We start from the raw sequence: 23,088 nt of genomic DNA, 5'->3' as shown, positions 1-23,088 counted from the left end.
GCCGTCGTAATCTGGCAATCATGAAACAGTGCACGCACGCCGACGCGCTGCCGCTCCCGGAACCGGAGCCCCAGAGCGAGACCTGCCTCGAGTGTCTGGCGGCCGGCACCCACCCCGTACAGCTGCGACTCTGCCTCTACTGCGGCCACGTCGCCTGCTGCGACTCCTCGCCCCTGCGCCACGCGACAGCACATCACAAGGAATCCGGGCATCCGGTGATGCGGACCTACGAACCCGGTGAGAGCTGGCGCTGGTGCTTCGTCGACCACGTACTCCTGTGACCCCGTAATCCGACCGCCGGTTTCGACGGTTCGACCGTCTGACGTCTGGGTACGTCAACCCGGCGCGCGCTCTTCCCAATTGGGCCCGCAGGACCCCTAGCCACGGAGCGTATCCGTAGGTTTACTATGAGTGACAGCATGGGGTTGGGGTCCCGGGGACAGGAAAGTTCGGAGCGCGGTAGCGTCACCGCTGAACCAAGTATCGCGTTACCCCGGGGGGCGACCCCTGGGCCCCCGAAAGAGCTTGTACCACCTTGGAGGTGAGGGTGTCCCAGATCGCAGGCGAGCCCGCGACCCAGGACTTCGTGGAAGTCCGGCTGCCGGCTGCGGGTGCCTACCTGTCGGTGCTGCGTACGGCCACGGCCGGCCTCGCAGCCCGTTTGGACTTCACCCTCGACGAGATCGAGGACCTCCGCATCGCGGTGGACGAGGCCTGCGCGATCCTGCTCCAGCAGGCCGTGCCCGGCTCAGTGCTCAGCTGTGTCTTCCGGCTCGTGGACGACTCGCTCGAAGTCACCGTCTCCGCCCCGACGACGGACGGTCACGCGCCCTCGCGCGACACCTTCGCCTGGACCGTGCTCTCGGCCCTCGCAGGGAAGGTCTCATCGGCAGTCGACGAGGACAAGACCGTTTCGATCAGCCTCTACAAACAGCGCGGCGCGGGACCCGGGCCGGCGTGAGGAACGGGGACGGGCCGGTGCGGGACGAAGAGCGCGGCACACGGGAGCTGCCGGCCGAGGGCGGCACGGGCGGAGCACGCCGCACGGCGGACGCCGGTCCCCTGGTGCCCTGCGGCGGAATCCCCGAGCAGGCCCGGCCGCATCCGGAGGACGAGCCCTCGGAGGCCGGTATGACGGACGACGGTCAACGTGAGCAGGACGGTGCCGTGCGTATTGGTGGGGTCTCCCCTGTTGCCGGGGGTTCCCCCGCTCCGACTGAGTCGAGCGTGGGGGAGGAGGCGAAAGCTCGGGGAAGGGCGACGGACCAGGCGATGAGCGAGCACGAGCGGGACGACGTGGCGGGCGCGCAAGGCGTGCAGAGCGTGCAGAGCACCCGGCACGACCCCCAGGACCGCAGCGGAGCGCGCGCTCTCTTCATCGAGCTGCGCACGCTCAAGGACGGCAGCGTCGAGTACGCGGAGCTGCGCAACCGGCTGGTCCGTATGCACCTGCCGCTCGTCGAGCACCTCGCTCGCCGTTTCCGCAACCGCGGCGAGCCGCTGGACGACCTGACCCAGGTCGCCACCATCGGCCTGATCAAGTCGGTCGACCGCTTCGACCCGGAGCGCGGTGTCGAGTTCTCGACGTACGCGACCCCGACGGTCGTCGGCGAGATCAAGCGGCACTTCCGCGACAAGGGCTGGGCGGTGCGCGTCCCGCGCAGGCTCCAGGAGCTGCGTCTGTCGCTGACCACGGCGACGGCCGAGCTCTCGCAGCGGCACGGCCGCTCCCCCACGGTCCACGAGCTGGCCGAGAAGCTCGGCATCTCGGAGGAGGAGGTCCTGGAGGGCCTGGAGTCCGCCAACGCGTACTCCACGCTGTCCCTGGACGTCCCGGACACGGACGACGAGTCCCCGGCGGTCGCGGACACCCTGGGCGCGTACGACGAGGCCCTGGAGGGCGTCGAGTACCGCGAGTCGCTCAAGCCGCTCCTGGAGGACCTGCCGCCCAGGGAGAAGCGGATCCTGCTGCTGCGTTTCTTCGGCAACATGACGCAGTCGCAGATCGCGCAGGAGGTCGGCATCTCCCAGATGCACGTGTCCCGGCTGCTGGCCCGGACACTGGCCCAGCTTCGGGAGAAGCTCCTCGTGGAGGAGTAGGACCGGGCCGGAGGCTAGCCCTTCGGCTCTTCGGTACGGCGGCCGGGCCCTCGGATTCCGAGGGCCTGTGTCGTCGCCGGGTTGACCAGCAGCACCAGCGAGGCGACCGCGACGACCGCGAGCGCGATCCCGGCCGGGATGGCCACGCTGTCGGCCTGGAGCAGGTTGTAGGCCACAGGCAGCGCCATGATCTGCGTGATGACGGCGGGGCCCCGGCTCCAGCTCCGCCGGCCGAGCAGTCCGCGTGCGGCGAGCAGCGGCAGCAGCGCGAGCACCGCCAGGGTCACGCCTCCGGTCACGGCCTGCTGCCGGTCGTCCGGGTCGCCGGTGAGCCCCAGGACGAGCATCCACACACCGCCGACGGCCAGCGCGAGACCCTCCAGCGCGACGAGGACCGCCGCGTAGGTCAGACGGCGCGGACGGGGTCCGTCGGGGCCGTCGGTCTCCGTCTCCGGGGCGGGGGTCTGCTCAGCGCTCACCCCAGAAGGGTAGCCCTCGGAAAACGGCCCCAGGTGTCCAGGCTCACGCCCTCTCCTCTTACCGAACCCCTACCTCGGTATGGGACGGGTACCCCCCAGTAGGTACGCTGCAACTCATGCGTGCACTTCTCGTGGTCAATCCGGCGGCAACCACCACAAGCGCACGTACGCGCGACGTCCTGCTCCACGCGCTCGCCAGCGAGATGAAGCTGGAGGCGGTCACCACGGAGTACAGAGGCCACGCGCGCGACCTCGCCCGGCAGGCCGCGGAGGGCGGAAACGTCGACCTGGTGGTGGCCCTCGGCGGCGACGGCACCGTCAACGAGGTGGTCAACGGCCTGCTGCACACCGGCCCCGACCCGGAGCGCCTGCCCGGCCTCGCCGTGGTCCCCGGCGGTTCCACCAACGTCTTCGCCCGCGCCCTGGGCCTGCCCAACGACGCCGTGGAGGCCACCGGCGCCATCCTCGACGCCCTGCGCGAGGGCAGCGAGCGCACGGTCGGTCTGGGGCTGAGCTCCGGGACGCCCGGCACCGAGGACGAGGCGGTGCCGTCGCGCTGGTTCACCTTCAACGCCGGGCTCGGGTTCGACGCGGGGGTCGTCGGGCGGGTCGAGCAGCAGCGGGAGCAGGGCAAGAAGTCCACGCACGCGTTGTACGTGCGTCAGGTGGTCCGGCAGTTCCTGGGGGAACAGCACCGCCGGCACGGGACGATCACTCTGGAGCAGCCCGGGGAGGATCCGGTCACCGATCTCGTGGTGGCCATAGTCTCGAACACCTCGCCCTGGACGTATCTCGGCAATCGCCCGATGTACACGTCACCTAAGGCGTCGTTCGATAAAGGCCTCGACGTACTCGGTCTCAGCCGCCTGTCCAGCGCCGCGGTTGCCCGGTATGGCACCCAGTTGCTCACTTCGTCCCCCGAGCGCGGACCCCATGGCAAGCACGCTGCGGCTCTGCACGACCTGACCGAGTTCACCTTGCATTCGAAGGCCCCGTTGCCCCTCCAGATGGACGGCGACCACCTCGGACTGCGTACGAGCGTGACGTTCACAGGCGTACGCCGTGCACTGCGTGTGATTGTGTGAGCAGAAAGGGCTGAAGTCCTTTCACTCGAACGTTTAGACCAGGATCCACCCCATGGAAGTACGGCTGTGACCTAGTCGACACCGAGGAATCAAAAAAAACTTTCCAGAAGGGGTTGTATCCGCCGCTGAGGTTTGCGAGTCTCTACGTGGCGATCGAGACGGCCCGCAACACCGGCCTCCACGGATCGCCGGAACCCCTCTTCAATCCACAGGACCCCGCCAGTGAACCTGGCGTTCGGCCCTTCACTTGTTGAGGGATTCGTGAAAGCGTTCACATTCACAAGCAACCCGCACGTAATACCAAGGAGAGGTAGCAGCCATGGACTGGCGTCACAACGCCGTTTGCCGCGAGGAAGACCCCGAGCTCTTCTTCCCCATCGGCAACACCGGTCCTGCGCTGCTGCAGATCGAGGAAGCCAAGGCCGTCTGCCGTCGCTGCCCCGTTATGGATCAGTGTCTGCAGTGGGCGCTCGAGTCCGGCCAGGACTCCGGCGTCTGGGGTGGTCTCAGCGAGGACGAGCGCCGCGCCATGAAGCGCCGCGCCGCTCGCAACCGGGCCCGTCAGGCCTCCGCCTGACATCCACCCTGCTAACAGCCTGAGCTTGGCGGCGCGTACAGCGAGTACGCATCTCCCGCCCCCGAGCCGCAGCGCGCAGTACCCCCGATGCGCATAGCAACGAGCAAAGAGCCCCGGACCAACACTTGGTCCGGGGCTCTTTGCTGTTCAAGCACGCGCGCGGGTACGGCAGTTCGGGCACGCGCGCGTGGAGATCGTGTGCACATACGTCACTTGTGCGCCTGCACCGGCACATCCAGAATCACCCGGGTCCCCCGCTCCGGCCCCGGCACCATGTCGAACGTGCCGCCCAACTCGCCTTCCACCAGGGTCCGTACGATCTGCAGACCCAGGTTGCCCGAACGGTGCGGGTCGAATCCTTCGGGGAGTCCCACGCCGTCGTCCTGCACGGTGACCAGGAGGCGGGCATCCTTCGAGGTGCCGCCACGCACGGCCGACACCTCGACCGTGCCGGTCTCGCCCTCGCGGAAGCCGTGCTCCAGGGCGTTCTGCAGGATCTCGGTGAGGACCATGGAGAGCGGGGTCGCGACCTCGGCGTCCAGTATTCCGAAGCGGCCGCTGCGCCGGCCGGTGACCTTGCCAGGGGAGATCTCGGCGACCATGGCAAGCACCCGGTCGGCGATCTCGTCGAACTCCACGCGCTCGTCCAGGTTCTGGGACAGCGTCTCATGCACGATCGCGATCGAACCGACCCGCCGTACGGCCTCCTCCAGCGCCTCCCGGCCGCGCTCCGACTCGATCCGGCGGGCCTGCAGACGGAGCAGGGCGGCGACGGTCTGGAGGTTGTTCTTCACCCGGTGGTGGATCTCCCGGATGGTCGCGTCCTTGGTGATCAACTCCCGCTCGCGGCGCCGCAGTTCGGTGACGTCCCGGAGCAGCACCAGTGAACCGATGCGGGTGCCCTTGGGTTTGAGCGGGATCGCCCGGAACTGGATGACCCCGTCACGCGCCTCGATCTCGAACTCGCGCGGCGCCCACCCACTGGCCACCTTGGCGAGCGCCTCGTCCACCGGGCCCCGGGTCGGAGCGAGTTCGGCGGTCGTCACGCCCAGGTGCTGGCCGACGAGGTCGGTGGCGAGGCCCATCCGGTGGTACGCCGACAGGGCGTTGGGCGAGGCGTACTGCACGATGCCGTCGCCGTCGAGCCGGATCAGTCCGTCGCCGACGCGCGGCGAGGCGTCCATGTCGACCAGCTGGTTCGGGAACGGGAAGGAACCGGCCGCGATCATCTGCGCGAGGTCGGACGCGCTCTGCAGATAGGTGAGTTCGAGGCGGCTCGGGGTGCGCACGGTGAGCAGATTGGTGTTGCGCGCGATGACCCCCAGGACGCGCCCGTCCCGTCGTACCGGAATCGACTCGACGCGGACGGGGACCTCCTCGCGCCACTCGGGGTCGCCCTCGCGCACGATCCGGCCCTCGTCGAGGGCTGCGTCCAGCATGGGGCGGCGGCCGCGCGGGACGAGGTGGCCGACCATGTCGTCCTGGTACGAGGTGGGGCCGGTGTTCGGACGCATCTGGGCGACGGAGACATAGCGGGTGCCGTCGCGCGTGGGGACCCACAGGACCAGGTCGGCGAAGGAGAGGTCGGAGAGCAGTTGCCACTCCGAGACCAGCAGGTGCAGCCACTCGAGGTCGGAGTCGTCGAGTGCGGTGTGCTGGCGTACGAGTTCGTTCATGGAGGGCACGTCTGCGAGCGTACCCGCCGGTCTGTACCTGTCCTAAAAACACCCGCGGGCCGCGGCGCCTGAGAGGGACCCTCAGCCCTCTCGGCACCGCAGCCCGGAGCAGCAACGGCCACGGGGTGTGCGGTCCCGATCGGCCGATGGATGAGGACCCGGGGCAGTCAGGGCAGAGAGCTCCGGTTCCTCGGTCCGTCCTCCTGTGCGGGGAGGACGGAGGCTTGCGCCTTTAACACATTGTGGACTAGACCACATTCGGTGTCCATGCCTTGAAGGCTTTTGGAAAGCCTAACCGTGTCGGGTCCTGTGCGGGACTGATTGGTCATGGGAATTTACATGGCCGGTACACGGAGGCTCAGCGGGTCTCCGTCACCTTGGCCAGGGCGCGGGGCGCGTCCGGGTCCTGGCCCCGGGCGATGGTGACCTCGTAGGCGAGGAGCTGGAGCGGGAGGATCTCCAGGATCGGCTGGAGTTCCTCGGGGACGCCCTCGACGGGCAGGACGAAGCCGGCCGAGGCCTGTTCGACCTGGCCGGCCGGACCGATGACGACCAGGTCTGCGCCCCGGCCGCGCAGGCGGTCGAGCACGGGCTGGAGGGCGGCGCCGCCCTTGCCGTCTGTCACGACCGCGATGACCGGGGAGACGTTGTCGACCATGGCGAGGGGGCCGTGCAGCAGATCGGCGCCGGAGTAGGCGAGGGCGGGGATGTAGCTGGTCTCCATCAGCTTGAGGGCGGCTTCCTTGGCGGTGGGATAGCCGTAGCCGCGGGAGGTGATGACCATGCGCTCGGCGAAGCGGTAGCGGGAGGCGAGGGTGCGGACCTCGTCCTGCCGGGCGAGCAGTTGCGCCGCGAGGTCGGGCAGCGCCTTGGCCGCGGCGCCGTCGCCGCCGCGAAGACCCTCGACGAAGAGATAGAGCGCGAGAAGGGAGGCCGTATACGTCTTGGTCGCGGGAAGGGCCTTCTCCGGGCCGGCCATGATGTCGATGTGGTACTCGGAGACGGCGGCCAGCGGTGAGTCCGGGTTGTTGGTCACGGCGACGGTGATCGCGCCGGCCTCGCGGGCGGCACGGGTCGAGGCCACCAGGTCCGGGGAGCCGCCGGACTGACTGACGGTGACGACGAGGACGTCGGTCAGATCGGGGCGGGCGCCGTAGGCCGTGGTGGTCGACATCGAGGTGAGTCCGCAGGGCAGACCGAGGCGGATCTCCAGGAGGTACTTGGCGTACAGGGCGGCGTTGTCGGAGGTGCCGCGGGCGGTGAGCAGCACGAAACGGGGCTTGCGGGCGGCCACCTCCTGGGCCACCTGCCGGATGCGCGGGGCGCCCTCCTCCAGGATGCGGCGCAGCACGGCCGGCTGCTCGGCCGTTTCGCGGGCCATGATCCGGCCCGGCACATCGTTCTCGGGGGTCGGTGTCGTGGCGGTCATGCGGGTCCTCCGAAGGTGCGCGGGGAAGGGCGACGGCGGTCCGTCGGGTCCATTTCACCCCCTCTTCCACCAGGCCGCCCGCGCGGGGTGGTGGGACACGGATCACCTGGGCGGTCGGACCCGGTTCTGTTAGATTGACCCTCGATTGGTCTAAACCACATGGCTCACTTCAGAACGGCAGGCCCAGCGTGGAAGTTGTCATCGTTCCGGACGCCGAGTCGGGCGGCGAGCTGATCGCCGAGGCCATGGCACAGCTGCTCCGGCGCAAGCCGGACGCCCTGCTGGGCGTGGCCACAGGATCGACGCCGCTGCCCATCTACGAAGCGCTGGCGGCCAAGGTCCGCGCCGGCGCCGTGGACACCTCGCGGGCGCGGATCGCCCAGCTCGACGAGTACGTGGGACTGCCCGCCGAGCACCCGGAGTCGTACCGTTCGGTGCTGCGCCGCGAGGTGCTGGAGCCGCTCGGGGTCGGGATGGACTCGTTCCTCGGGCCGGACGGTACGGCCGAGGACGTGCAGGGGGCGTGTGAGGCGTACGACCGGGCGCTGGGCGAGGCCGGCGGGGTGGACCTGCAGATACTGGGCATCGGTACCGACGGGCACATCGGGTTCAACGAGCCGTGCTCGTCGCTGGCCTCGCGGACCCGGATCAAGACGCTGACCGAGCAGACACGGGTGGACAACGCGCGCTTCTTCGACGGCGACATGGGCCAGGTCCCGCACCACGTCATCACGCAGGGCATCGGCACCATCCTGGAAGCGCGGCACCTGGTGCTGCTGGCGACCGGTGAGGGCAAGGCGGACGCGGTCGCCGCGACCGTGGAGGGGCCGATCGCCGCGGTGTGCCCGGCGTCGGCACTGCAGTTGCACCGGCATGCGACGGTCGTGGTGGACGAGGGCGCCGCGTCCAAGCTGAAGCTCGCGGACTATTTCCGGCACACGTTCGTCAACAAGCCGGACTGGCAGGGGATCTGAGGCGCGGGTTCCCTGCGCGTACGTACCGGTGCCGGGCTCCCTCGTGGAGGGCCCGGCACCGGCGTATCACCTGCGGTCACTCCCCCGCGATGACCTCCGCCGCAGCCCGACCACAGACTCGGGCCGCGCCATGGGTGGCGATGTGGAGGGCGCCTCGGGGGGCGGCCTGCGGTATGCCCATCTCGACCACGACGGTGTCGGGGCGGGCCGCCAGCAGGGCGTCGAGGGCGGACGCCATCCAGGGGTGCCGGTGTTCGTCCCGGACCACGGCGACGACGGGTCGCCTACCGGCCGCCGCCAGAACCGCACCGGCCACGCCCTCGTGCTCCCCGGTGAAGCTGCTCGTCTCCGTGCCGGGCAGCAGCCGGGCGAGTTCCGCGGCCACGCCCCAGGGCGTCTCGTCGCCGACGGCGATGTTGGCGACGGGGGTGAGGAGAGCGACGTAGGGCGGTTCGGTGAGGGGGGTGAAGCGGTCGGAGGCGGTGACCGTGAGGGCCCGGCGGGCGGCGACGAGACCGATGTCGACGCGCGTCACGTCCGCCACGGGAGCGACGCCGTCCGATACGGAGGCCGACGCCGAGGCCGCCCAGCGGGCCAACCCCCGTACCCGTTCCGCCGCTTCGGCCAGGCGTTCCTCCGGGAGTTCGCCCGCGCGGACCGCGCCGACCAGGGCGTCGCGCAGGCGTCGTACCGTCTCGTCGTCCGCGAGGCCGCCGCCCACGCAGAGCGCGTCGGCGCCGGCGGCGATGGCGATGACGCTGCCCCGTTCGATGCCGTAGGTGGCGGCGACGGCCTGCATTTCGATGGCGTCGGTGACGATGAGGCCGTCGTAGCCGAGCCGGCCGCGCAGGAGGTCGGTCAGGATGTGCGGGGAGAGGGTGGCCGGATGGTCCGGGTCCAGGGTGGGGACCAGGATGTGGGCGCTCATCACCGCGCGGGTGCCGGCGGCGATGGCCGCGCGGAACGGGAGGAGTTCGCGTCGCTCCAGGACGGACGGCTCCGCGTCGATGCGCGGCAGCGCGTGGTGGGAGTCCACCGCCGTGTCGCCGTGGCCCGGGAAGTGCTTCGTGCAGGCGGCGACGCCCGCAGCCTGGAGGCCGGTGACGTAGGCGGCGGTGTGGCGGGCGACCAGTTCCGGGTCGGCGCCGAAGGAGCGGACGCCGATGACCGGGTTGGAGGGGTTGGAGTTCACATCGGCGGACGGTGCCCAGTTCAGGTTCACACCGCATTCAGCGAGGCGGCGGCCCAGTTCGTACGCCACCTCCCTCGTCAGGCCGACGTCGTCCACCGCGCCGAGCGCGTGGTTGCCGGGGAAGGAGGAGCCCGTGCGCACCTCAAGGCGCGTGACGTCTCCGCCCTCCTCGTCGATCGCGACCAGCACGTCGTCCCGTTCCGCCCTCAACTGGGCGGTCAGGGAAGACAGTTGCTCGGGTGACGCGATGTTGCGGCCGAACAGGCCCACCGAGGCCAGGCCTTCGCCGAGGCGCCTCAGCAGCCAGTCGGGGGCCGTGGTGCCGGGGAATCCGGGTTGCAGGACGGTGAGGGCGTCGCGCGTCAGGGTGTCTGTACCGCTGGCGAATGTCGTCATCGGTTGGCGTTATCCCTTCACAGCGCCGGCGGTCAGACCCGCGGCCATCTTGCGCTGGACGAGGAGGAAGAGGACGACGATCGGCACGGCCATCATCGTGGCGCCGGCCATCATCGGGGCGTATTCGGTGCCGTGCTTGGTGGTGAAGTTGCCGAGCCAGACAGTCGCCGTCTGGTGCTCCTGGCTGAGCAGCATCAGGGCGTAGAGGTACTCGTTCCAGGCCTGGATGAAGCCGTAGACCGAGGTGGCGACCATGCCGGGGGCCAGGAGCGGGAAGACCACGCGGATGAAGGCGCCGGTGCGGGAGCAGCCGTCGACCATGGCCGCCTCCTCCAGTTCCTTCGGGATGTTGACGATGAAGCCGCGCAGGGTCCACACCGTGAACGGGAGGATGAAGGTCAGGTACGTGATGACCAGGCCGGAGAGCTTGTCGTACTGGTCGAGGTCGTTCAGCAGCAGGAAGACCGGGATGATCATCGAGACCAGCGGGACCATCTGGACCGCGAGGATGCCGACGATCACGATCTTGCGGCCGCGGAAGGCGAAGCGGGAGATGGCGAGCGCGGCCAGCAGGCCGACGACGATGCCGATCACGACGACCGACAGGGACACGATGAGGCTGCGGCCGACCGGGCCCCAGAAGTCCGCGATGTCCAGCGCCCGGCGGAAGTTGTCGAGCGTGATGCCGGTGGGCAGCAGGCTCGGGTCCGGGTCGATGGCGTCCTTGGCCGGTTTGAACGCCGTGTCGACCATCCAGTAGAGGGGGAAGCCGACGACGACGAAGACGAGGAGGCCGACGAGGTTCCAGCCGAGCTTGGACTTCTTGCGCCCGCCGGTCGGCCTGCGGGGCGCGTCGGTCGTGAGCGCGCTCATTCGACCTCTCCGATCTGAAGCATCTGACGCATGTAGACGGCGACGACACCGAGCAGCAGCACCACCGTGACCAGGGCTATCGCGGAACCCTGTCCGTAGTCGTTGACGACGAAGGCGCGGTCGTACGAGTAGGTGCTCAGGAGTTGGAAGTCGGCCTCGGGGTGACCGCCGCGCATCACGAACACCTGGGGGAAGACGCCCATGTCCCAGATCACCGAGAGGGTCGTGAGCATCACGATGATCGGCTTGAGGATGGGCAGGGTGACGTACCGGAAGACGCCCCAGGCGCCGGCGCCGTCGAGGCGGGCGGCCTCCTCCAGTTCCTGGGGGACCTGGGTGAGTCCGGCGCTGAGGGTGATCACCACGAAGGGCACCGCGCCCCAGACCACCAGCAGCATGATGACGAGGAGGCCCTGCGGTCCGCTGGCGAACCAGTTGTGGCCGACCATGTCGACGCCGGGGAGTTTGCTGAGCAGGGCGTTGAAGACGCCGTAGTCCGTGTCGAAGAGCCACTTGAAGACGGTGGTCGCGACGATGACCGGCATGCCCCAACTGGCCACCAGGACAATGTTGATGAGGGTTTTCAGCCAGCCGGAGACCTTCTGCTGGAGCAGGGCGAGGGCCATCCCGGCGACCATCGTGAAGATGACCGAGCCGGCCGCGAAGACGATCGTGCGGACGACGACGCCCCAGAACTCGCCGTCGCCGAGGATCCCGGAGAAGTTGTCGAAGCCGATCCACTCGGCGGGCTTGAAGCCCCAGAGCTGGGACTGTCCGAAGGACTGGAAGGACAGCGTGACCAGGCGGACCAGCGGATAGCCCATGACCAGGGCGAGGATGAGCAGACAGGGCGCGAGCAGCAGCCAGGGGATCCCGGTACCTCTCGACGTCCGCTTTCTGCGAGGTGCGCCCGGGGCGCGCGGTGGGGGCGCCTGCCGCGGCGGCGGCACCTTGGCGGGGGTGGTCGTGTCGGCACTCATCGCGCGCTCCTCAGCGGTCCCTCAGGTCGTACGGCCGTACGTGAGGCGGGGCCCTGCCCCGAGGACACCTGAGGTGTCCAACAGGGCCCCACCCCCAGGTCACTTGGTGTTGATGACCTTGTCGATCGCGGTGTCCGCGGCCTTCGCGGCGTCCTCGACCGACTGCTTGCCGGTGCCGATGTTCTGCAGCATGGTCTGCAGGACCTGAGCCTTCTCGACCTGGCCCCAGCCCGGTGCCATCGGCACGAACCAGTTGGACTCGGCCGCGGTGGCCGGGACCGCCGTCGCGGGGTCGTTCTTCAGTGTCGCGAGGTCGGTCTTGTTGTTGGGCAGGTTGCCCTTGGCCATCAGACCCTTCTGGCCGGACGGACCGGTGAAGGCGTTGATCCACTCGGCGGCGAGGGCCTGCGCCTTGGACTTGACCGGGATGGCCAGGTCCGAACCGCCCAGGAACACGGGCATGTTCTTGCCGGACGGGCCGGGCATCACGAAGTTGACGAGGCTGGTCTTCAGCTTGCCGCCGGTCTTGTCGGCCTTCGGGTCGGCCGCGCTCGCGCCCTCCCACGCGGCGCCGAAGATCATGGACGCCTTGCCCTGGCCGTAGACGATGTAACGGTCGGACTCGTCCTTGGTCTTGTCGCCGTGCATGTACTTGTCGATGACCGACTTCCACTCGTTGAGTCCCTTGATGGACTCGGGCGAGGAGAGGCTGGCCTTCCACTGGTCCCCGGACTGGGTGGCGATGGCGCCGCCGGCGTCGTAGACGAAGGACATGGCCGCGTACCAGTCACGGGTGGGCTGGTACCAGGCGCTGAACTTGCTGCCTTCCTTCTTCTGGATCTTGTCCAGGTCGGCGGTCAGCTCGGCGTACGTCGTGGGGGTGGACTTGATGCCGACCGAGGCGGCGATGTCCTTGCGCCAGTTGGCGACGCGGCCACCGGCGTAGTAGGGGACGCCGTAGGTCTTGCCGGAGTAGGTGACCGAGGCCTTGAGGCCGTCGAGCCAGGCGGAGGAGTTGGTGAACTTGGAAGGGTCGACCGGCGCGAAGGCGCCCTTGACCATGTAGCTCAGCATCTCGGTGTTGCCCATCTCGACCACGTCGGGGGCCTTGTCGGTGGCGAGGACCGCGTCGAGCTTGGTGTTCTTGTCCGGCCAGCCGTAGTACTCGTGCTTGATCGTGACGCCCGGGTGCGCCTTCTTCACGGCGGCGTCGGCTGCGGCCACCAGCTGGGGCCAGTTGTTCTGCGCGTCGACGGTGAGCCAGACGGTCAGCTCCTTGGCGTCGGCGCCGCTCTTCGAAGAGCCCTTGTCGTCGTTGCCCCCGCACGCCGCGATGGAGACCATCATGCCCGCGATACCGATCGCGGCTATCAGCTTGCGCTTCACGCCACCCTCCTCAGGGATGCCTGCCACACCTCCCGCCCATGGGCCGGGACCTGAACCAATGGTGTAGACCAGTACCGGGAGCTTGGACCAGACCAGAGGGCCTGTCAAGAGGCCTCGAAACGGCCCTGACCAGCCGTTATGGGACCTACATATGCAGGAACCTTTAAGTAAGAAGGCAGCGAAAACAACCGTGCCGGAGTACTCTCTTCCGCTAGACCACTTGGCCTTGTGGACTAGACCAAAAGCGACCGTGACGGTATACAGAAGGGATCACGAAGTGACCCTTGTCCGGAGCCGGAAAGGCGGAGCATGAGCACCGACGTCAGCAGTGCGGAGAACGAGGGTGGGGCTACCGTCCGCACCGCGCGTGTGCCGAAGTACTACCGCCTGAAGAAACACCTGCTGGACATGACGGAGACGCTGCCGCCCGGCACTCCGGTCCCGCCCGAGCGCACGCTGGCCGCGGAGTTCGACACCTCGCGCACCACCGTCCGCCAGGCCCTTCAGGAACTGGTCGTCGAGGGCCGCCTGGAGCGCATCCAGGGCAAGGGGACCTTCGTCGCCAAGCCCAAGGTCTCGCAGGCGCTCCAACTCACCTCGTACACCGAGGACATGCGCGCCCAGGGACTGGAGCCGACCTCGCAGCTCCTGGACATCGGCTACATCACCGCCGACGACACCCTCGCCGACCTGCTCGACATCACCACCGGCGGCCGGGTCCTGCGCATCGAGCGCCTGCGCATGGCCAACGCCGAACCGATGGCCATCGAGACCACCCACCTCAGCGCGAAGCGCTTCCCCGCCCTGCGCAGGTCACTGGTCAAGTACACCTCCCTCTACACCGCGCTCGCCGAGGTCTACGACGTCCATCTCGCCGAGGCCGAGGAGACCATCGAGACCTCCCTGGCCACCCCGCGCGAGGCCGGCCTGCTCAGCACCGACGTCGGCCTCCCGATGCTGATGCTCTCCCGCCACTCCCTCGACAAGGAGGGCAAGCCGGTGGAGTGGGTGCGCTCTGTGTACCGGGGCGACCGCTACAAGTTCGTGGCCCGCCTCAAGCGCCCCACGGACTGAAGGGGCGTACGGATCGCGCCACTTGAGGTAGTGCACGCGGTGTAGCGCAACTGCCGCTCCTGCTCTACGTTCCTCCCGTCGCCGCATGGACGGGAGGACCACCCGGTGCGTACCGCGAACGTCCGAACCATCGTCGTCTGGACCCTCGTCGCGCTCGTCGCCGCGGCGGGCTGGTCCGTCCTCGCGCTGGCGCGGGGCGAGAACGTGTCGGCCGCCTGGATGGTGGCCGCCGCCCTCGGCTCGTACGCCATCGCCTACCGCTTCTACGCGAAGTTCATCGCGTACAAGGTCCTGAAGGTCGACGCCACCCGTGCCACCCCGGCCGAACGCCTCGACAACGGCATCGACTTCCACCCCACCGACCGCCGCGTCCTGCTGGGCCACCACTTCGCCGCGATCGCCGGCGCCGGACCGCTCGTAGGACCCGTACTGGCCGCGCAGATGGGCTACCTGCCCGGCACGATCTGGATCATCGTCGGCGTCATCTTCGCGGGCGCGGTCCAGGACATGGTGGTGCTGTTCTTCTCGACTCGGCGCGACGGCCGGTCCCTTGGCCAGATGGCCCGCGAGGAGATCGGCCCCTTCGGGGGCGCCGCCGCGCTCCTCGCCACCTTCGCCATCATGATCATCCTGCTCGGCGTGCTGGCCCTGGTCGTCGTGAATGCGCTGGCCTCCTCCCCCTGGGGCACCTTCTCCATCGGCATGACCATCCCGATCGCCCTGCTGATGGGCTTCTATCTGCGGGTGCTTCGCCCCGGCCGGGTCTCCGAGGTGTCGCTGATCGGCGTGGCCCTGCTGCTGCTCGCCCTGGTCGCGGGCCGCTGGGTCGCCGAGTCGTCCTGGGCCGGCACCTTCACGCTGGCGCCCTCGACGCTGGTGATCTGGCTGGTGGCGTACGGCTTCATCGCCTCGATCCTGCCGGTGTGGACCCTGCTCGCCCCGCGCGACTACCTCTCCACCTTCATGAAGATCGGCACCATCGCCCTGCTGGCGATCGGGGTCGTCGTCGCCCTGCCCGACCTGAAGATGCCCGCCGTCACCGACTTCGCCAAGCACGGCAACGGCCCGGTGTTCGCCGGCTCGCTCTTCCCCTTCGTCTTCATCACGATCGCCTGCGGCGCCCTGTCCGGCTTCCACTCACTGATATCGAGCGGTACGACGCCGAAGATGATCCAGAAGGAGACGCAGATCCGGATGATCGGCTACGGCTCCATGCTGATGGAGTCGTCGGTCGCGATCATGGCGCTGGTCGCCGCGAGCATCATCGACCCCGGTCTGTACTTCGCGATGAACGCCCCGTCCGGCGCGATCGGCACGACGGTGCAGAACGCCTCGCAGGTGGTGAGCAGTTGGGGCTATCACATCTCCCCCGCCGACCTCGCCCAGGCCGCGAAGAACGTCGACGAGGCCAGCCTGCTCTCCCGCACCGGCGGCGCCCCCACCCTCGCGGTCGGAGTCTCGGAGATCTTCGCCAAGGTCACCGGCGGGAGTCTGCGCGCCTTCTGGTACCACTTCGCGATCATGTTCGAGGCGCTGTTCATCCTGACCGCGCTGGACGCGGGCACGCGCGTGGGCCGGTTCATGCTCCAGGACATGCTGGGGAACCTCTACCGCCCGTTCAAGAACGTGAGTTGGAAGCCCGGCCTGGCCCTGACCAGCGCGATCGTGTGCGCGCTCTGGGGCTACTTCCTCTGGGTCGGCGTCCACGAACCCCTCGGCGGGATCAACCAGCTCTTCCCGATCTTCGGCATCTCCAACCAGTTGCTCGCCGCCGTCGCCCTGGCCGTCTGCACCACCCTCCTGGTGAAGTCAGGCCGCCTCAAGTGGGCCTGGATCACCGGGATTCCGCTCGCCTGGGACGCCACGGTCACGCTGACCGCGAGCTGGCAGAAGGTGTTCTCCAGTGACCCCAAGGTCGGCTTCTTCAAGCAACGCTCGGTGTTCCAGGACGCGATCGACGCGGGCAAGGTCCTGCCGCCCGCGAAGAAAATGGACGACATGCACACCGTCGTCACCAACTCCACGGTGGACGGAGTGCTTTCGGCCATTCTCGCGGTGCTGGTCGTGGTCGTGATCGCGGACGCCCTTCGCGTCTGCGTTCGACACATCCGCCGCCCCGCGCTCTCCACGCTGAGCGAGACGCCGTACACCGAGTCGAAGATCGTGGCACCGGCCGGGCTGATCCCGACCAGGGAGGAGAAGGAGGCGGCGCGTGAAGTGGTCGGTGTTCAGCCAGGCGGCTAGCGGAGTGCGCTGGTACGTCCGGGAGCTGATGGACGAGTCGGCGTACGAGCGGTATGTCGCGCACGTACGCCGGGACCATCCGGACGCGGAGATCCCGAACCGGCGGGACTTCGAACGCATGCGGACGGACCGTCAGGAGGCCGACCCGAGGCAGGGTTTCCGCTGCTGCTGAACCCTGCTTTTGACACCGATGTCAGGCTTTCACTAAATCGACATGACGATATGCGGACGGGGTCTTTCGCTGCGGTGATCCCGTGACCTACATTGCCTGCGCGTTACACAGGTGATCAGTGAGGGGACGGAGCCGCGAAATGTCAGATGTGCCTGAAGTTCCGCCCGAAGTGACGGCGCCGGTGGTGACACCGGTCCGCGTGGTCATCGCCGTCTGCCTGTTCGCACCCTTCGTGGCGCTGCTCTGGGTCGGCTCCTACGCCAAGACGGACCCCGCGTTCGTCGGCATCCCGTTCTTCTACTGGTACCAGATGCTGTGGGTGCTGATCTCGACGGCGCTGACCATGACCGCCTACAAGCTCTGGCAGCGTGACCAGCGCACTCGTCATGGAGGCAACCGGTGAACGACGGCGTGAACGGCGTCGCTCTCGGCGTCTTCATCTTCTTCTTCCTGGCCGTCACGGTCCTGGGCTTCCTGGCCGCGCGCTGGCGCCGGGCCGACAACGAGCACAGCCTCGACGAATGGGGCCTGGGCGGACGGTCGTTCGGCACCTGGGTCACCTGGTTCCTGCTCGGCGGCGACCTGTACACCGCGTACACGTTCGTCGCCGTCCCCGCGGCGGTCTACGCGGCCGGCGCGGCCGGCTTCTTCGCGGTGCCGTACACGATCCTCGTGTACCCCCTGATCTTCACGTTCCTGCCCCGCCTCTGGTCGGTGTCGCACAAGCACGGATACGTGACGACGTCCGACTTCGTACGGGGACGCTTCGGCTCGAAGAGCCTCTCGCTGGCGGTGGCGGTCACCGGCATCCTCGCGACCATGCCGTACATCGCGCTCCAACTGGTCGGCATCCAGGCCGTGCTGGACGTCATGGGCGTGGGCGGCAGCGCCGACTCCAACTGGTTCGTGAAGGACCTGCCACTGCTGATCGCCTTCGCCGTGCTGGCCGCGTACACCTACTCGTCCGGCCTGCGCGCCCCCGCGCTGATCGCGTTCGTGAAGGACGGGCTGATCTACATCGTGATCACGGTGGCGATCATCTACATCCCGATCAAGCTCGGCGGCTTCCACGACATCTTCAGCGCGGCGGGCGCCAAGTTCAAGGCGGCGGGAGCGGGCGGACTCGTGCCCGCCCCGGCCGGCCAATGGACGTACGCCACACTGGCGTTGGGCTCGGCACTGGCCCTGTTCATGTACCCCCACTCGATCACCGCGACCTTGTCCTCCAAGAGCCGCAACGTGATCCGCCGCAACACCACGATCCTGCCGCTGTATTCACTGATGCTGGGCCTGCTCGCCCTGCTCGGCTTCATGGCGATCGCGGCCGGAGTCAAGGTCACCAACGGGCAGTTGGCGATCCCGCAGCTCTTCGAGAACATGTTCCCGGACTGGTTCGCGGGTGTGGCCTTCGCGGCGATCGGCATCGGTGCCCTGGTCCCGGCGGCCATCATGTCGATCGCGGCGGCGAACCTCTTCACCCGCAACATCTACAAGGACTTCATCAAGCCCGACGCGACCCCGGCCCAGGAGACCAAGGTCTCCAAGCTGGTCTCGCTGCTGGTGAAGGTCGGCGCGCTGGCCTTCGTCCTCACCATGGACAAGACGGTCGCCATCAACTTCCAGCTCCTGGGCGGCATCTGGATCCTCCAGACCTTCCCGTCCCTGGTGGGCGGCCTCTTCACCCGCTGGTTCCACCGCTGGGCCCTCCTGGCCGGCTGGGCGGTCGGCATGCTCTACGGCACCCTCGCCGCGTACGGGGTCGCCTCACCGACCCAGGCCCACTTCGGCGGCTCCGCGAAGGAGATCCCGGGGATCGGCGAGATCGGCTACATCGGCCTGACGGCGTTCGTCCTGAACGTCGCGGTCACGGTGGTCCTGACGTTCGCACTGAAGGCGCTGAAGGCACCGGAGGGCGTGGACGAGACAAGCCCGGCGGACTACACGGCGGACGCGGGCGACCCGGGAGTGCAGGAAGAACTCCCTGTGATCGCCGCCCACTGAGTCGTACGTGATCACGGGCCGCCGGAGAAATCCGGCGGCCCGTTGTCGTACCCATCCGGCACACTCGGCCTCATGGACATCGTGATCAGGCAGGTGGCCCCGGCCGAGTACGACACCCTCGGTGAGATCACCGCCCAGGCCTACCTCCAGGACGGCCTCCTCGACTTCGGTGAGAGCGACTGGTACCTCGGCGAGTTGCGGGACGTGGCCAAGCGCGCCGCCGCGGCACAGGTCCTGGTCGCCCTGGACGGCGAACAGGTCCTCGGCGGCGTGACCTTCGTCCCGTCCGGGGGACCCATGGCCGATCTCGCGACGGCGGGCGAGGCCGAGATCAGGATGCTCGCCGTCGCCCGCGCTGCCCGTGGCCGGGGTGCCGGCGAGGCCCTCGTCCGCGCCTGCGTCGAGCGCGCCAGGGCCACGGACGGCTGCGTACGCGTCATCCTGTCGACCCAGCGCACCATGCAGGCCGCCCACCGCATCTACGAACGGCTCGGCTTCACCCGCACCCCCGAGCGCGACTGGAACCCGATTCCGGAGCTCGACGACATCACTCTGCTCACCTACGAGTTGACGTTCTGACACGCTCCGAAGTCGCCGCGACACAACATCTGGGGGTGCCACGACAGCCCGGCACAAGATGTATGCTCATGCTCGCTGTCGCCGCAGGGGAATCCGGTGCGAATCCGGAACTGTCCCGCAACGGTGTACTTGCGTGCATACGCACGCCTGGTCAGTCCGAGGACCTGCCGACAGTGCGCCCGGCCACCCGGCCAGGGCGCATGACGTCCGGGCCTCGTGGAGTGGGCCGGTGGACGCGACGCCCCGTGCGCTCGTGAGCTGCCGCCTGCCCTCCGCAAGGCCCCGTGCCGAGCGAGGGAGAGCCCCACCGTGACCATCGCGCCAGCAGAGCCGGCTTCAGCGAACGAGGCGAACGCGACCGGAACCGGTATGCCGGGAACGGCCGTTCCCGGAGCCGACGGTCCCGGTGCCGCGATCCTGCGGACCCTGACCGAGCTGACCGCCGACCTTCCCGACGCCGACCCCGGCCGGGTCGCCGCCGCCACGCTGCGCGGCCGGTCCGCGCACGCGGACGAGACGGAACTGCGCGAACTGGCCACGGAGGCCGCCGCCGGCCTCATCTCCGAGGACCCCGTCTACTCCCGGCTCGCCGCCCGGCTGCTGACGGTCGGCATCGCCGCCGAGGCCGCGTCCCAGGGCGTCACGACCTTCACCGAGTCCGTCGCCGTGGGCCACCGCGAGGGCCTGATCGCCGACCGCACCGCCGAGTTCGTGAGGCTGCACGCGGCCCGCCTCGACGCGCTGATCGACACCGAGGGCGACGACCGCTTCGGCTACTTCGGGCTCCGTACCCTCCACAGCCGCTACCTCCTCCGGCACCCGATCACCCGCAAGGTCATCGAGACCCCCCAGCACTTCATGCTGCGCGTGGCGAGCGGCCTGGCCGAGGACGACTCGACCCGCGCGCTCGACGAAGTGGCCGCGCTGTACCGCCTGATGAGCCGCCTCGACTACCTCCCCTCCTCCCCCACCCTCTTCAACTCCGGCACCCGGCACCCCCAGATGTCGTCCTGCTACCTCCTCGACTCCCCGCTGGACGAGCTGGACTCCATCTACGACCGCTACCACCAGGTCGCCCGCCTCTCGAAGCACGCCGGTGGCATCGGTCTCTCGTACTCCCGTATCCGCAGCCGCGGTTCGCTGATCCGGGGGACGAACGGGCACTCCAACGGCATCGTCCCGTTCCTGAAGACGCTGGACGCCTCGGTGGCCGCGGTGAACCAGGGCGGCCGGCGCAAGGGTGCCGCCGCGGTCTACCTGGAGACCTGGCACTCCGACATCGAGGAGTTCCTGGAGCTGCGGGACAACACCGGTGAGGACGCCCGGCGTACGCACAATCTGAACCTCGCGCACTGGATCCCGGACGAGTTCATGCGCCGGGTGAACGAGGACGGCACCTGGTCGCTGTTCTCCCCCGCCGACGTGCCCGAGCTGGTCGACCTGTGGGGCGACGGGTTCGACGCGGCCTACCGCAAGGCCGAGGCGCAGGGGCTGGCCAAGAAGACCATCCCGGCCCGTGACCTCTACGGCCGCATGATGCGCACCCTCGCGCAGACCGGCAACGGCTGGATGACCTTCAAGGACGCGGCCAACCGCACCGCCAACCAGACGGCCGAGCCGGGCCGCACCGTCCACTCCTCCAACCTCTGCACGGAGATCCTGGAGGTCACGGACGACGGCGAGACAGCGGTCTGCAACCTGGGCTCGGTGAACCTGGGCGCGTTCGTGGTCGACGGCGACATCGACTGGGAGCGGCTGGACGAGACGGTCCGCACGGCCGTCACCTTCCTGGACCGCGTGGTCGACATCAACTTCTACCCGACCGAGCAGGCGGGCCGTTCCAACGCCCGCTGGCGCCCGGTCGGCCTGGGCGCGATGGGCCTCCAGGACGTCTTCTTCAAGCTGCGCGTCCCCTTCGACTCCCCGCAGGCGCAGGCCCTTTCCACCCGGATCGCCGAGCGGATCATGCTCGCCGCGTACGAGGCGTCGGCCGACCTCGCCGAGCGCAACGGCCCGCTCCCGGCCTGGGAGAAGACCCGTACGGCGAAGGGTGTTCTGCACCCCGACCACTACGACGTGGAACTGACCTGGCCGGAGCGCTGGACGGCCCTGCGGGAGCGGATCGCCCAAGTCGGCATGCGCAACAGCCTGTTGCTGGCGATCGCCCCCACCGCCACCATCGCGTCCATCGCGGGCGTGTACGAGTGCATCGAGCCGCAGGTCTCCAACCTCTTCAAGCGCGAGACGCTGTCCGGTGAGTTCCTCCAGGTCAACTCCTACCTGGTGAACGAGCTGAAGCAGCTCGGCGTGTGGGACGCCCGCACCCGTGAGGCACTGCGCGACGCCAACGGCTCGGTGCAGGCGTTCAGTTGGATCCCGGCCGAGGTCCGCGCCCTGTACCGCACGGCCTGGGAGATCCCGCAGCGCGGCCTGATCGACATGGCCGCCGCCCGCACCCCGTTCCTGGACCAGTCCCAGTCCCTGAACCTGTTCCTGGAGACGCCGACGATCGGCAAGCTCTCCTCGATGTACGCGTACGCCTGGAAGCAGGGCCTGAAGACGACCTACTACCTGCGCTCCCGCCCGGCGACCCGCATCGCCCGCGCGGCCCAGGCCCAACCCGCCGTCCCCGTACAGCAGTCGACGCCCGACGAAGACGCGGTCGCCTGCTCCCTTGAGAACCCCGAGTCCTGCGAGGCCTGCCAGTAATGCCCACCCGTCGCCCGACCACCGCCCCTGAAGGACAGCGCTTCGCGCCGACTGATATGACTGCCAAGAACCTTCTCGACCCGGGCTTCGAGCTGACGCTGCGCCCCATGCGCTACCCGGACTTCTACGAGCGCTACCGGGACGCGATCAAGAACACCTGGACCGTCGAGGAGGTCGACCTCCACTCGGACGTGGCCGACCTCGCGAAGCTGACGCCGGGTGAGCAGCACATGATCGGCCGGCTGGTCGCGTTCTTCGCGACGGGCGACTCGATCGTGGCGAACAACCTCGTGCTGACCCTGTACAAGCACATCAACTCCCCGGAGGCGCGGCTGTACTTGAGCCGTCAGCTCTTCGAGGAGGCCGTGCACGTCCAGTTCTACTTGACGCTGCTCGACACCTACCTGCCCGACCCCGACGACAGGGCGGCCGCCTTCGACGCGGTGGAGAACATCCCCTCCATCCGCGAGAAGGCCGAGTTCTGCTTCAAGTGGATCAACGAGGTCGAGAAGCTGGAGAGCCTCCAGACCCAGGCCGACCGCCGCCGCTTCCTCCTCAACCTGATCTGTTTCGCCGCGTGCATCGAGGGGCTCTTCTTCTACGGCGCCTTCGCGTACGTCTACTGGTTCCGCAGCCGGGGTCTCCTGCACGGCCTGGCGACCGGCACCAACTGGGTGTTCCGCGACGAGACCATGCACATGTCCTTCGCGTTCGAGGTGGTCGACACCGTGCGCAAGGAGGAGCCGGAGCTGTTCGACGACCAACTCCAGCAGCAGGTCACCGACATGCTGAAGGAGGCCGTCGAGGCGGAGCTGCAGTTCGGGCGCGACCTGTGCGGTGAGGGGCTGCCGGGCATGAACACCGACTCGATGCGCCAGTACCTGGAGTGCGTCGCGGACCAGCGCCTCCAGCGGCTGGGCTTCGCCCCGGTCTACGGCTCCGAGAACCCCTTCTCCTTCATGGAGTTGCAGGGTGTGCAGGAGCTGACCAACTTCTTCGAGCGCCGCCCGTCGGCGTACCAGGTCGCCGTGGAGGGCACGGTCGACCTCGACGAGGACTTCTAGCCCCAACGCCGTTCAGTTAGGGCGGGTTCGGTGGTGTCAAGGGCTGCTCGTGAGCATGGTGACGCTGATGGTGGCCTTGTAGGTGGTGCGGTCGATGG

21 protein-coding genes and 1 riboswitch are annotated in these 23,088 nt (G+C 68.6%); of the genes, 14 read left to right on the top strand and 7 right to left on the bottom strand.

Annotated features, from left to right (window positions below; translation table 11 throughout):
• The first annotated feature begins 20 nt into the window (after positions 1-20).
• The 3 genes from AB0I51_RS44940 (at position 21) to AB0I51_RS44930 (ending at position 2,100) form a co-directional block, all read left to right on the top strand.
• The gene (locus tag AB0I51_RS44940) at positions 21-281 is read left to right on the top strand and encodes a UBP-type zinc finger domain-containing protein (protein WP_362984722.1); all 261 of its coding nucleotides are present in this window, start codon (positions 21-23) and stop codon (positions 279-281) included.
• A 266-nt stretch (positions 282-547) separates the two neighbouring features.
• A complete protein-coding gene (locus AB0I51_RS44935; protein ID WP_004925829.1) occupies positions 548-961 on the top strand; it encodes an anti-sigma regulatory factor in 414 nt (137 codons plus the stop codon).
• Entirely contained in the window at positions 958-2,100 is a 1,143-nt protein-coding gene (locus AB0I51_RS44930; RefSeq protein WP_362984720.1) for an RNA polymerase sigma factor SigF, read from the top strand. Before AB0I51_RS44935 ends, AB0I51_RS44930 begins: the two co-directional genes overlap by 4 nt.
• 14 nt (positions 2,101-2,114) lie before the next feature.
• Here AB0I51_RS44930 and AB0I51_RS44925 read toward each other — a convergent pair whose 3' ends face one another.
• Positions 2,115-2,579 carry a hypothetical protein gene (locus tag AB0I51_RS44925; RefSeq protein WP_362984718.1) on the bottom strand — a complete coding sequence of 155 codons (465 nt, stop codon included), beginning with the start codon at positions 2,577-2,579 and terminating at the stop codon, positions 2,115-2,117.
• Positions 2,580-2,695: 116 nt separating this feature from the next.
• Between AB0I51_RS44925 and AB0I51_RS44920 the strand changes: the two genes are divergently transcribed.
• Together AB0I51_RS44920 and AB0I51_RS44915 are read left to right on the top strand one after the other, a co-directional pair.
• Complete coding sequence (locus AB0I51_RS44920; protein WP_362984716.1) at positions 2,696-3,664, top strand: diacylglycerol kinase family protein; 969 nt, start codon at positions 2,696-2,698, stop codon at positions 3,662-3,664.
• Positions 3,665-3,983: 319 nt separating this feature from the next.
• Entirely contained in the window at positions 3,984-4,241 is a 258-nt protein-coding gene (locus AB0I51_RS44915; protein WP_006142322.1) for a WhiB family transcriptional regulator, read from the top strand.
• Positions 4,242-4,450: 209 nt separating this feature from the next.
• Here AB0I51_RS44915 and AB0I51_RS44910 read toward each other — a convergent pair whose 3' ends face one another.
• Both AB0I51_RS44910 and AB0I51_RS44905 read right to left on the bottom strand, forming a co-directional pair.
• Entirely contained in the window at positions 4,451-5,917 is a 1,467-nt protein-coding gene (locus AB0I51_RS44910; protein ID WP_362984751.1) for a PAS domain-containing sensor histidine kinase, read from the bottom strand.
• 358 nt (positions 5,918-6,275) lie between these two features.
• Positions 6,276-7,346, bottom strand: a complete 1,071-nt coding sequence (locus AB0I51_RS44905; RefSeq protein WP_362984714.1) for an SIS domain-containing protein — start codon at positions 7,344-7,346, stop codon at positions 6,276-6,278.
• Between the two features lie 188 nt (positions 7,347-7,534).
• Between AB0I51_RS44905 and nagB the strand changes: the two genes are divergently transcribed.
• Positions 7,535-8,320, top strand: coding sequence for a glucosamine-6-phosphate deaminase (gene nagB, locus AB0I51_RS44900; protein WP_362984712.1), 786 nt, complete (start codon positions 7,535-7,537; stop codon positions 8,318-8,320).
• A 76-nt stretch (positions 8,321-8,396) separates the two neighbouring features.
• Here the strand turns inward: nagB and AB0I51_RS44895 are convergent, their stop codons facing one another.
• From AB0I51_RS44895 to AB0I51_RS44880, 4 genes are all read right to left on the bottom strand, one after another.
• Positions 8,397-9,908 (bottom strand): glycoside hydrolase family 3 protein, encoded by a 1,512-nt coding sequence (locus AB0I51_RS44895; RefSeq protein ID WP_362984710.1) that lies wholly within the window; start codon positions 9,906-9,908, stop codon positions 8,397-8,399.
• Positions 9,909-9,917: 9 nt separating this feature from the next.
• Positions 9,918-10,781 carry a carbohydrate ABC transporter permease gene (locus tag AB0I51_RS44890; protein ID WP_362984708.1) on the bottom strand — a complete coding sequence of 288 codons (864 nt, stop codon included), beginning with the start codon at positions 10,779-10,781 and terminating at the stop codon, positions 9,918-9,920.
• Entirely contained in the window at positions 10,778-11,761 is a 984-nt protein-coding gene (locus AB0I51_RS44885; RefSeq protein ID WP_362984706.1) for a sugar ABC transporter permease, read from the bottom strand. Before AB0I51_RS44885 ends, AB0I51_RS44890 begins: the two co-directional genes overlap by 4 nt.
• A gap of 99 nt (positions 11,762-11,860) precedes the next feature.
• Positions 11,861-13,147 carry an extracellular solute-binding protein gene (locus AB0I51_RS44880; RefSeq protein ID WP_362984705.1) on the bottom strand — a complete coding sequence of 429 codons (1,287 nt, stop codon included), beginning with the start codon at positions 13,145-13,147 and terminating at the stop codon, positions 11,861-11,863.
• Positions 13,148-13,456: 309 nt separating this feature from the next.
• On the opposite strand from AB0I51_RS44880, the gene AB0I51_RS44875 reads away from it, so the two are divergent.
• From AB0I51_RS44875 to AB0I51_RS44840, 8 genes are all read left to right on the top strand, one after another.
• The gene (locus AB0I51_RS44875) at positions 13,457-14,221 is read left to right on the top strand and encodes a GntR family transcriptional regulator (RefSeq protein WP_362984703.1); all 765 of its coding nucleotides are present in this window, start codon (positions 13,457-13,459) and stop codon (positions 14,219-14,221) included.
• A gap of 105 nt (positions 14,222-14,326) precedes the next feature.
• Positions 14,327-16,465, top strand: a complete 2,139-nt coding sequence (locus AB0I51_RS44870; protein WP_362984701.1) for a carbon starvation CstA family protein — start codon at positions 14,327-14,329, stop codon at positions 16,463-16,465.
• A 28-nt stretch (positions 16,466-16,493) separates the two neighbouring features.
• Positions 16,494-16,637, top strand: a complete 144-nt coding sequence (locus AB0I51_RS44865) for a YbdD/YjiX family protein (RefSeq protein WP_362984749.1) — start codon at positions 16,494-16,496, stop codon at positions 16,635-16,637.
• 139 nt (positions 16,638-16,776) lie between these two features.
• Entirely contained in the window at positions 16,777-17,040 is a 264-nt protein-coding gene (locus AB0I51_RS44860; protein ID WP_362984699.1) for a DUF3311 domain-containing protein, read from the top strand.
• The gene (gene mctP, locus AB0I51_RS44855; protein ID WP_362984697.1) at positions 17,037-18,638 is read left to right on the top strand and encodes a monocarboxylate uptake permease MctP; all 1,602 of its coding nucleotides are present in this window, start codon (positions 17,037-17,039) and stop codon (positions 18,636-18,638) included. The genes AB0I51_RS44860 and mctP overlap by 4 nt, the downstream gene beginning before the upstream one ends.
• A 72-nt stretch (positions 18,639-18,710) precedes the next feature.
• Positions 18,711-19,217, top strand: coding sequence for a GNAT family N-acetyltransferase (locus AB0I51_RS44850; protein ID WP_362984695.1), 507 nt, complete (start codon positions 18,711-18,713; stop codon positions 19,215-19,217).
• A gap of 52 nt (positions 19,218-19,269) precedes the next feature.
• Positions 19,270-19,427, top strand: a riboswitch (cobalamin riboswitch).
• A gap of 159 nt (positions 19,428-19,586) precedes the next feature.
• Entirely contained in the window at positions 19,587-21,926 is a 2,340-nt protein-coding gene (locus AB0I51_RS44845; RefSeq protein ID WP_362984747.1) for a ribonucleoside-diphosphate reductase subunit alpha, read from the top strand.
• 56 nt (positions 21,927-21,982) lie between these two features.
• On the top strand, positions 21,983-22,990 hold the full coding sequence (locus tag AB0I51_RS44840; protein WP_093629058.1) for a ribonucleotide-diphosphate reductase subunit beta: 1,008 nt from the start codon (positions 21,983-21,985) through the stop codon (positions 22,988-22,990).
• The last annotated feature ends 98 nt before the right edge of the window (positions 22,991-23,088 follow it).

Origin of the sequence: Streptomyces sp. NPDC050549 (assembly GCF_040655035.1) — a bacterium.
Lineage (GTDB): Bacteria > Actinomycetota > Actinomycetes > Streptomycetales > Streptomycetaceae > Streptomyces.
Note: the sequence above shows the minus strand (reverse complement) of the source record. Positions and strands in the feature narration are given on the sequence as shown.